Source organism: Streptomyces sp. B15 (genome assembly GCF_018070605.1).
Lineage (GTDB): Bacteria > Actinomycetota > Actinomycetes > Streptomycetales > Streptomycetaceae > Streptomyces > Streptomyces smyrnaeus.
Genome location: NZ_JAGPXJ010000162.1, coordinates 1 through 8,138 on the forward strand (window position 1 = coordinate 1; position 8,138 = coordinate 8,138).

The following is an 8,138-nucleotide window of genomic DNA, read 5'->3' on the forward strand; positions in this document are numbered from 1 at the left end:
CACAACAGGGAGGGGGCCCAAGGCTGGGACCCTCAGCCCACCGCGGCCCCCCACCCACCCGCGGAGCCCCCAACAACGGGAGGGGGCCCAGGCGGGCCCCCTCAGCCATTGGCGGCGGGTTCTACATGTGGGTGCCGCCGTCGATGCGGAGCTCGGTACCAGTGATGAAGGCCCCATCGCTGGAGGCCAGCATGGCAATGGCACCGGCGACGGTCTCCGGACCGGCGAAGCCCTCCCCGAGGGCGGGAGACAGCTTCGCGAGCAGCCCGTAGTCGGCGTCCTCGGGCAGCCCGGGGGCACGGGTCATGCCGGAGTCGATGGAGCCGGGCGCCACGCACACGGCCCGCAACCCGCGCCTGCTGTACTCGGCCGCGATGGCGTGTGTGAAGGACTGGATACCGCCCTTGGTCGCGGCGTACGCGGCCATATAGGGGTGCGCGAAACTCGCCGAGGTCGAGCTGAAATTGACGACGACCCCCTCACCCGTGGCCAGCAGCGCGGGCAGCGCCTGCCGGGTCACCAGGAAGGTTCCGGTGAGGTTGACACGGATGATCCGGTTCCAGAAGTCGAGGGTCATCGTCTCGGTGTGCCGGGAGTCGAGGATGCCCGCGGCGTTGACGAGTACGTCCAGCCCGCCGAGCCGCTCGACGGCGGCGCCGATGTGTTCGCGTACGGAGTCCTCGTCGGAGATGTCGACGGTGGTCAGGTCGAGTCCGGCCGTCGCCGTGCCGTGCTCGGCGGCCAGGGCGCGGGTCTTCTCCAGTCCGGTCTCGGCGATGTCCGCCGCGACGACGCTGCCGCCCTCGGCGAGTATCCGCAGGGCGGTGGCCTGGCCGATCCCGGAGCCCGCGCCGGTGACCAGGACCTTTCTACCGGTGAAGCGATTCATGGCTGCTCCTGTTCTGTTGCCGGAAGCCTTCGGCTTCCGTTGACGGAGCCTTCGGCGGGCTCCTCCGTCACGGTACGCCTGCATGGCACGTTGTGCCATGCAGGCGTACCCCGCCGTTGTGACCTACGCTTGCCGCCCATGAGCTCCCACCCCGAAGAGACCGTCCCGCGCCCCTCCCTCACCGAGCGCCGCAAGGCGGAGACCGAACGGGAGATCGCCCGGCACGCCGCCGAGCTGTTCTCCGAGCACGGCGCGGCGGGCGTCACCGCGGAGGACATCGCACGGGCGGCGGGCGTCTCGCTGCGCACCTTCTACCGCTACTTCCGCACCAAGGAGGAGGCGGTCGCTCCGCTGCTGACCGGCGGGGTACGCCAGTGGCTGGCCGATCTGGCCGCCGCGCCCGCCGAGCTGTCCGTGACGCAGGCGCTGGAGCACGCCGTCCGGGCAGCGCTCACCCCGGACGGGCCGTACGCGGACATCCGGACCGAGGCGCTGGAGAGCACCCGCGGTCTGCTGCGCGCCGTCCCCGGCGAGCCGGCGCTGCACTCGGTGTGGCTGCGGGTGCACGCGGAGACGGAGGAGGCGCTGGTGCCGGTGCTGACCGGGCTCGCGCGCGAGGGCACCGACCCGCTGGAGCTGCGGTTGGCGGCGGCGGCCGCCAACGCCGCCATGCGGATCGCGATGGAGGCCTGGGCGGCCACGGAAGCCGAGCCCGATGATCCCGAGCGGGGTCCCGCCGCACTCGCCGTACGCTGTCTACGGGAGCTGACCGCGGGAGTGCGCACGCCCCGCGCACAGCCGCTCCCCGGTGCCGGGGGGCTGTGACCCAAATCAAAGTGCTGGCACCCCGTACCCCGCACCGTGCAGGGTAGGGGCACGCACGACATCAGCGCGGCGAAGGGCGCAGGTCTTCCGCAGCGGCGGAGCCGCCCCGTCGAGCCGCGCGCCCAGCGAAAGGCAGAAGGAGCCCCATGAAGGTCGGGATTGTCGGAGCCACCGGTCAGGTCGGCACAGTGATGCGCGAGATTCTGGCCGAGCGTGATTTCCCGGTCGACGAACTGCGGCTGTTCGCCTCCGCACGCTCCGCGGGCCGGACGCTGCCCTGGAAGGACGGCGAAGTGACCGTCGAGGACGCGGCCGCGGCCGACTACACCGGGCTGGACATCGTCCTGTTCTCGGCGGGCGGCGCCACCTCGAAGGCCATCGCCGAGAAGGTCGCGGCGCAGGGCCCGGTCGTCATCGACAACTCCTCGGCCTGGCGGATGGACCCCGAGGTGCCGCTGGTCGTCTCCGAGGTGAACCCGGAAGCGGCCCGGCGCCGGCCCAAGGGCATCATCGCCAACCCGAACTGCACCACCATGGCCGCGATGCCGGTGCTGCGTCCGCTGCACGCGGAGGCGGAGCTGACCGCGCTGGTCGTCGCCACCTATCAGGCGGTCTCCGGCAGCGGTCTGGCGGGCGTCGCCGAGTTGGAGAGCCAGGCCCGCAAGGCGGTGGAGAACGACGCCGCGCAGCTGACCTTCGACGGTGAGGCGGTGGACTTCCCCGAGCCGGACAAGTTCAAGCGTCCGATCGCCTTCAACGTGCTGCCGCTGGCCGGCTCGATCGTCGACGACGGTCTGGCGGAGACGGACGAGGAGCAGAAGCTCCGCAACGAGAGCCGCAAGATCCTGGACATCCCTGAGCTGAAGGTCTCCGGCACCTGTGTGCGGGTCCCCGTCTTCACCGGCCACTCGCTCCAGGTCAACGCCCGCTTCGCACGCCCCCTCAGCCCCGAGCGCGCCGCCGAGTTGCTGGCCGGCGCGCCGGGCGTGGAGCTGTCGCCGATCCCCACCCCGCTGCAGGCGGCGGGCAAGGACGTCAGCTATGTGGGCCGGATCCGCGCCGACGAGACGGTCGAGCACGGTCTGTCGCTCTTCCTGTCCAACGACAATCTGCGCAAGGGCGCCGCGCTCAACGCCGTTCAGATCGCGGAGCTGGTCGCGGCCGAGCTGAGCTGACGCCCGGCAGGCGGCAGGCGAGTACGCGGCACGGCAGCCGCGCGGAAGCACGGAACCCCCCGGACCTGGTCCGGGGGGTTCCGCTGTGGGGGGGTATCGAGCCCCTCCGCGACAGGGGCTCGCCAGGATCCCGTGTGGTGACCGGGTGCTGGATCAGCCGGTGGGGGTCAGCCGATCTTGGCGCCCAGCGCGTCGAGCGCGGCGGGCACCGGCTGGAAGTAGGTCTCGCCGCCGGAGGAGCAGTCACCGCTGCCGCCGGAGGTCAGGCCCAGCGCCTTGTCGCCCGCGAAGAGCGAGCCGCCGCTGTCGCCGGGCTCGGCGCACACGTCGGTCTGGATCAGCCCGTCGACGGTGCCCTCCGGGTAGGAGACGGAGGCGTCCAGCGCCTTGACTGTGCCGTCGTGCACCTGGGTGGTGCTGCCGCTGCGGGTGACCTTCTGGCCGACCTGTGCCTCGCCGGCGCCGGAGATGGCCTGGGTGCCGCCGTCGTAGAGGTTGACCTCGCTCGGGTGGTCGGTGTCACCGGTGTAGGTGGCGATGCCGTAGTCGGCACCCGGGAACTTGCCGTCGCCGCTCTCGGCGATGGGCTGGCCGCCCTGGCTGTCGGACCAGGAGGAGATGGCCGTGGTGCAGTGGCCCGCGGTCAGGAAGCCGGGCTTGCCGTCCGCCGTGGTGACGTTGAAGCCGAGCGAGCAGCGGCCGTTGCCACCCCAGATGGCGTCGCCACCGGCGATCTTGGTGGTGAACTTACCGTTGGTGCGCTTCAGTTCGGCCTTGCCGTCCTGGGACTTGATCTGCTTCTTCAGCTTGGCGAGCTCGGCGCCCTTGACCGTGCTGTCGGCGGTGACGACGACCTTGTTGCTCTTCACATCGACGGCGCGGGCCGTGCCCGTGACGTCGCTGCGGGTGAGGGCGTCCTTGGCGGACGTCAGCTGGGAGAGGGTGTGCTCGACGACCCGGGCCTTGGCGCCCGCCGCCTCGACCTTCTCCTTGGCCGCGTCATCGGTGACGTTGACGACCAGTTGCTCGGCCTTGGCGTCGTAGTAGGAGCCCGCGTCACCCTTGATGTCCGAGGTGAGCTTCGAGGCCAGTTCGGCCGCCGAGGCGGAGGAGAAGGTCTTGGCCGTGGGAGCTTCGGGTGCGGCGTTCGCGGTCGTGACCGTGAGCGCGCCGGCCGCGAGGGCCGCGGCGCCCGCGCCGGCGAGCAGCATCCGCCGCTTGGGTACGCGTCGGTGGTTGGACAACGTGATACCTCCAGTGGGGGGTTGGGCCCGCCCGAGGCGTGGGCGGTCCCGGAGGATGTATGAACACGACCCTCTTACCCAAGAGGAAGTCGCGTCCATGCCAACTTGTGGGCCGAGTATTGCGATCCCCCGATCCCCGCACAAGGTTCAGATCACGTCAGCCGACCGGAAGTTCGGTCCGCCTGTCAAGGTGCCGAACGTCCCTTTCTGCCCCTGACGTCCGGTAGAACGAACACGCGGGGCGATGCCGTGTGTTCACGAGGTAAGGCATGGACCTGTCCGATACTCGTCCCCCCGGCGGCCGGAATCCGGCACCGTATCGAAGCACCCCGAAGCCGGCCGCGCCCGCGTGCACGGCGCCTCGATCCCACCCGTGCGCACACACCCGCGCACCGGCACACAAAGGCGCGCTCACCCACGCGAGGGCTCCGCTCACCAAAGCGCCGCACACAGAACTGCCGAACACGGAAGTGCCCGTGCACGCACCCAGGGGGCGTGCACGGGCACAAGGCCGAGCTGTGTCAGTGCGTGTACCGGTGGCGGTACGTCAGTAGACGTTCACACCGTACGCGCTGAGCGCTTCGGTCACCGGCTGGAAGAAGGTCGTCCCGCCGGTGCGGCAGTTGCCACTGCCGCCGGAGGTCAGACCGAGCGCGGTGCTGCCCCGGTAGAGGGGGCCGCCGCTGTCACCGGGTTCCGCGCACACGCTGGTGCGGATCATCCCGTAGACGACGTCACCGCCGCCGTAGTTGACCGTGGCGTTGAGCCCGGTCACCTGACCGCTGTGGGTGCCGGTGGTGCTGCCGCGCCGGGTCACCGTCTGACCGACGGAGGGCGTGCCGGCGCTGGTGATGTCCTGGTTGCCGACGGTCCCGGGGTGCGAGACGGAGGAGTTGCTGTAGCGCACGATCCCGTAGTCGTTGCCGGGGAAGCTCGATCCGGCGGTGGGGCCGATCAGGGTGGTGCGGCTGGAGTTGGTGTACCAGTTGCCGCCGAGATCGGTGCAGTGCCCGGCGGTCAGCAGGTAGTAGGTGCTGCCGCTGCGGACGTTGAACCCTGCCGAGCAGCGGGCGGACCCGTTGTAGATGGCGTCCCCGCCCGACAGGTACTTCTTGAACGTGCCCTTGACGCGCTCGATCTCCAGGGCGCCCGCGTTCTTGCCCGCGGTGCGCTGGATGCGCGCGATCTCGGCACCTGAGACGCGGCTGTCGACCGCGACGACGAGTTTGTTGCTCTCCTTGTCGACGTGCCACGCCGTGCCCGCGACGTCGGCGTCCAGCACGGCGTCACTTGCCGAGCTGAGCTGACTCGCGGTGAAGGTGTGGGGGGACGGAGCTTCCGCGGAGGCCGTGGCGGGCGCGATGAGCGCCCCTGCCGCTGCCATGCCCGACGCGACGGCGATCATCCCGTTGCGTCTGCGGCGTGCCAAGCCTGCGTTGGCTTTTGTGCGTTTGATCCTCACTTTTCCTCCCGATCAGGGAAACCAAGCGTGCTCCTGACAAACGCTGCATGGAGTATTCGCAGCGGTTTTCCGGCCCCGCAAGGGCATCTTTCGGACTCCCTGAGTCCAGTTCGCGTGCCGTCCACGCCGTTTGGCACCGGAAGGAGTGGGGGAGGAGACGATTCTGGCCTACCCCTGGCCAGCCCCTGGTCAACCTGGGAGCACGACAGGGCAGTCGCTCACTCGGATGGCATCAGCGGCCACTCGTCCGGCCGGAACGGGACAAGGCGGAACATCCTGCCCCCCGTCACCTGCCGCTCGGTACAACAACCTTGATCGAGCGCCACCCGTTGTGCACCAGAACCGTCACGAATGCCGTGCCGGACGGGTAACCGTTTGGCGCATCATCAGCATCATGGACGACCATAGGGGTTGCGGACCCGCGGCGGAGCGCTGAGAACGGTGGGACACCGCGCAAGGAGAGGAGGCGTCCATGGGATCGGTGCGCAAGGCGAGTGCCTGGCTGGGCCTCGTCGACGACAGCGAGATGCGGTACTACGACTATGCCGACGGGGCGGACGGCCCCGCGGAGGGTCCGGAGCCCGCGGACGCCGCACGCGAACCGTGGGTCACCGACCCCAGAGTGCGCGTCACGGCCGAGACGGCGCAGGACCAGGGCACCAAGATCGCGACGGTCAGTCCGGACTGCTTCCGGGACGCCCGCGGTATCGGGGAACTCTTCCGGGAGGGGGTCCCGGTCATCGTCAACCTCACCGCGATGGAGCCCGCTGACGCCAAGCGGGTCGTCGACTTCGCGGCGGGGCTGACCTTCGGACTGCGCGGCTCCATCGAGCGGGTCGCCACCCGTGTCTTCCTGTTGACGCCGCCGGACTACAGCGTCGTCACCAACGAGGACCGCCGCGACCCGGGCGGCTTCTTCAACCAGAGCTGACCGCCGGAGGGGCTGCGCCGTAGGCAGCCCCTCCGGGGGCCGGCGGCCCTAGCCTCGAAACGCGTCGAACCCCGTCAACGCCTTGCCCAGCACCAACTGGTGCATCTCCACGGTCCCCTCGTACGTCAGCACCGACTCCAGGTTCGTGCTGTGCCGCATCACGGGGTACTCCAACGAGATCCCGTTCGCCCCCAGCACGGTCCGTGCGGCGCGGCAGATCCGGATGGCTTCCCGGGTGTTGTTCAGCTTTCCGAAGCTGATCTGCTCGGGCCGCAGCCGTCCCGCGTCCATCCGCGTCCCCAGATGGTGCGCGAGCAGTACCCCCTTGTGCAGTTCGACCGCCATGTCGGCCAACTTCGCCTGGGTGAGCTGGAAGGCGGCCAGCGGCTTGCCGAACTGCTCCCGCTGCTTCGCATACGCCAGCGCCGCCTCGAAGCAGGACCGCGCCGCTCCCATCGAGCCCCACACGATCCCGTACCGGGCGTGGCTCAGACAGCTGAGCGGTCCGCGCAGCCCTTCGGCGCCGGGCAGCACCGCGTCCGCGGGCAGCCGCACCTCGTCCAGCACCAGTTCGCTGGTGACCGAGGCACGCAGCGACAACTTGTGCTTGATCTCGGGTGCCGAGAATCCCGGGGCGTCGGTGGGCACGACGAATCCGCGGATGCCCTCGTCGGTACGGGCCCAGACCACGGCGACCCCGGCCACCGAGCCGTTGGTGATCCACATCTTGCGGCCGGTGAGCACCCAGTCCGAGCCGTCGCGCTTGGCGAAGGTCCGCATGCCGCCGGGGTCGGAGCCGTGGTCGGGCTCGGTCAGCCCGAAGCAGCCGATCACCTCGCCGGAGGCCATCGACGGCAGCCAGCGCTGTTTGTGCTCCTCGCTGCCGAACCGGTGGATGGCGTACATCGCCAGCGAACCCTGGACGGAGACCAGGGAGCGGATGCCCGAGTCGGCGGCCTCCAGCTCCAGGCAGGCCAGGCCGTACTGGACGGCACTGGCGCCCGCGCAGCCGTAGCCGGTCAGCGACATCCCCAGGGCGCCGAGGGAGCCGAGTTCACGGGCGAGTTCACGGATGCCGGGCAGCTCGCCGCGCTCGTACCAGTCGGCGACCTGTGGCAGTACGCGATCGCCGGCCCAGGAGCGCACGGTGTCGCGTACGGCGCGGTCCTCGTCGCTGAGCAGATCGTCGATCCCCAGCGGATCGTGCGCGTCGAACGCGGGCAGCGAGCTCATGGTGGCGCCTTTCACAGGAGGACGATCGCGGCTACCGAGCTGACGCTACGACTGGGTAACGCCCCGCGACAAGGGGTGCCCGGAGCGTTGCTGCTGTTCCTCGGGGGTGTCGCCCCGCTCCCAGGAGGAGCCCTGCCGGGCGCCGCGGGCGGCGTCACGCTCCGCCGCTTCGCGCTCCACCGCTTCGCACCCGGCGCCGCCGGGGCCGGTTTCCATCCGGCGTGGCAGCCGCAGCGCCGCCAGCGCGCCGAGCAGCAGCAGACAGGCGCTGACCAGCAGCGTCACATGCAGCCCGGTGACGAAGGAGGAGCGTGCGGCCGACCGCAGTGCCTCTCCCGGTCCGGCACCGAGGTGGCCGGCGTCGCGCTGGTGATCTGGC

General features: G+C 70.5%; 7 protein-coding genes and 1 pseudogene. 3 read left to right on the forward strand and 5 right to left on the reverse strand.

Going from position 1 to position 8,138, the window contains the following annotated elements; translation table 11 throughout:
* Positions 1-121 precede the first annotated feature (121 nt).
* On the reverse strand, positions 122-889 hold the full coding sequence (locus KBY19_RS34925; protein ID WP_210957564.1) for an SDR family NAD(P)-dependent oxidoreductase: 768 nt from the start codon (positions 887-889) through the stop codon (positions 122-124).
* Between the two features lie 138 nt (positions 890-1,027).
* On the opposite strand from KBY19_RS34925, the gene KBY19_RS34930 reads away from it, so the two are divergent.
* On the forward strand, positions 1,028-1,714 hold the full coding sequence (locus tag KBY19_RS34930; protein ID WP_099879212.1) for a TetR family transcriptional regulator: 687 nt from the start codon (positions 1,028-1,030) through the stop codon (positions 1,712-1,714).
* Between the two features lie 146 nt (positions 1,715-1,860).
* The gene (locus tag KBY19_RS34935) at positions 1,861-2,889 is read left to right on the forward strand and encodes an aspartate-semialdehyde dehydrogenase (RefSeq protein ID WP_099879214.1); all 1,029 of its coding nucleotides are present in this window, start codon (positions 1,861-1,863) and stop codon (positions 2,887-2,889) included.
* Positions 2,890-3,056: 167 nt separating this feature from the next.
* Here the strand turns inward: KBY19_RS34935 and KBY19_RS34940 are convergent, their stop codons facing one another.
* Positions 3,057-4,100 carry a S1 family peptidase gene (locus KBY19_RS34940; protein WP_099886366.1) on the reverse strand — a complete coding sequence of 348 codons (1,044 nt, stop codon included), beginning with the start codon at positions 4,098-4,100 and terminating at the stop codon, positions 3,057-3,059.
* 580 nt (positions 4,101-4,680) lie between these two features.
* Positions 4,681-5,595 carry a S1 family peptidase gene (locus KBY19_RS34945; RefSeq protein ID WP_099879216.1) on the reverse strand — a complete coding sequence of 305 codons (915 nt, stop codon included), beginning with the start codon at positions 5,593-5,595 and terminating at the stop codon, positions 4,681-4,683.
* A gap of 472 nt (positions 5,596-6,067) precedes the next feature.
* Between KBY19_RS34945 and KBY19_RS34950 the strand changes: the two genes are divergently transcribed.
* Complete coding sequence (locus tag KBY19_RS34950) at positions 6,068-6,526, forward strand: cell division protein SepF (protein WP_099879218.1); 459 nt, start codon at positions 6,068-6,070, stop codon at positions 6,524-6,526.
* Positions 6,527-6,574: 48 nt separating this feature from the next.
* Here KBY19_RS34950 and KBY19_RS34955 read toward each other — a convergent pair whose 3' ends face one another.
* Together KBY19_RS34955 and KBY19_RS34960 are read right to left on the reverse strand one after the other, a co-directional pair.
* Entirely contained in the window at positions 6,575-7,759 is a 1,185-nt protein-coding gene (locus KBY19_RS34955; RefSeq protein ID WP_185016448.1) for an acyl-CoA dehydrogenase family protein, read from the reverse strand.
* 45 nt (positions 7,760-7,804) lie between these two features.
* Positions 7,805-8,138, reverse strand: a pseudogene (locus tag KBY19_RS34960) (MFS transporter); the annotation flags it as partial.

What these genes read in the sequence shown, in the direction of transcription:
- KBY19_RS34925 (WP_210957564.1), bottom strand. Translation starts at nt 889, where the DNA reads ATGAATCGCTTCACCGGTAGAAAGGTCCTGGTCACCGGCGCGGGCTCC.
- KBY19_RS34930 (WP_099879212.1), top strand. Translation starts at nt 1,028, where the DNA reads ATGAGCTCCCACCCCGAAGAGACCGTCCCGCGCCCCTCCCTCACCGAG.
- KBY19_RS34935 (WP_099879214.1), top strand. Translation starts at nt 1,861, where the DNA reads ATGAAGGTCGGGATTGTCGGAGCCACCGGTCAGGTCGGCACAGTGATG.
- KBY19_RS34940 (WP_099886366.1), bottom strand. Translation starts at nt 4,100, where the DNA reads ATGCTGCTCGCCGGCGCGGGCGCCGCGGCCCTCGCGGCCGGCGCGCTC.
- KBY19_RS34950 (WP_099879218.1), top strand. Translation starts at nt 6,068, where the DNA reads ATGGGATCGGTGCGCAAGGCGAGTGCCTGGCTGGGCCTCGTCGACGAC.
- KBY19_RS34955 (WP_185016448.1), bottom strand. Translation starts at nt 7,759, where the DNA reads ATGAGCTCGCTGCCCGCGTTCGACGCGCACGATCCGCTGGGGATCGAC.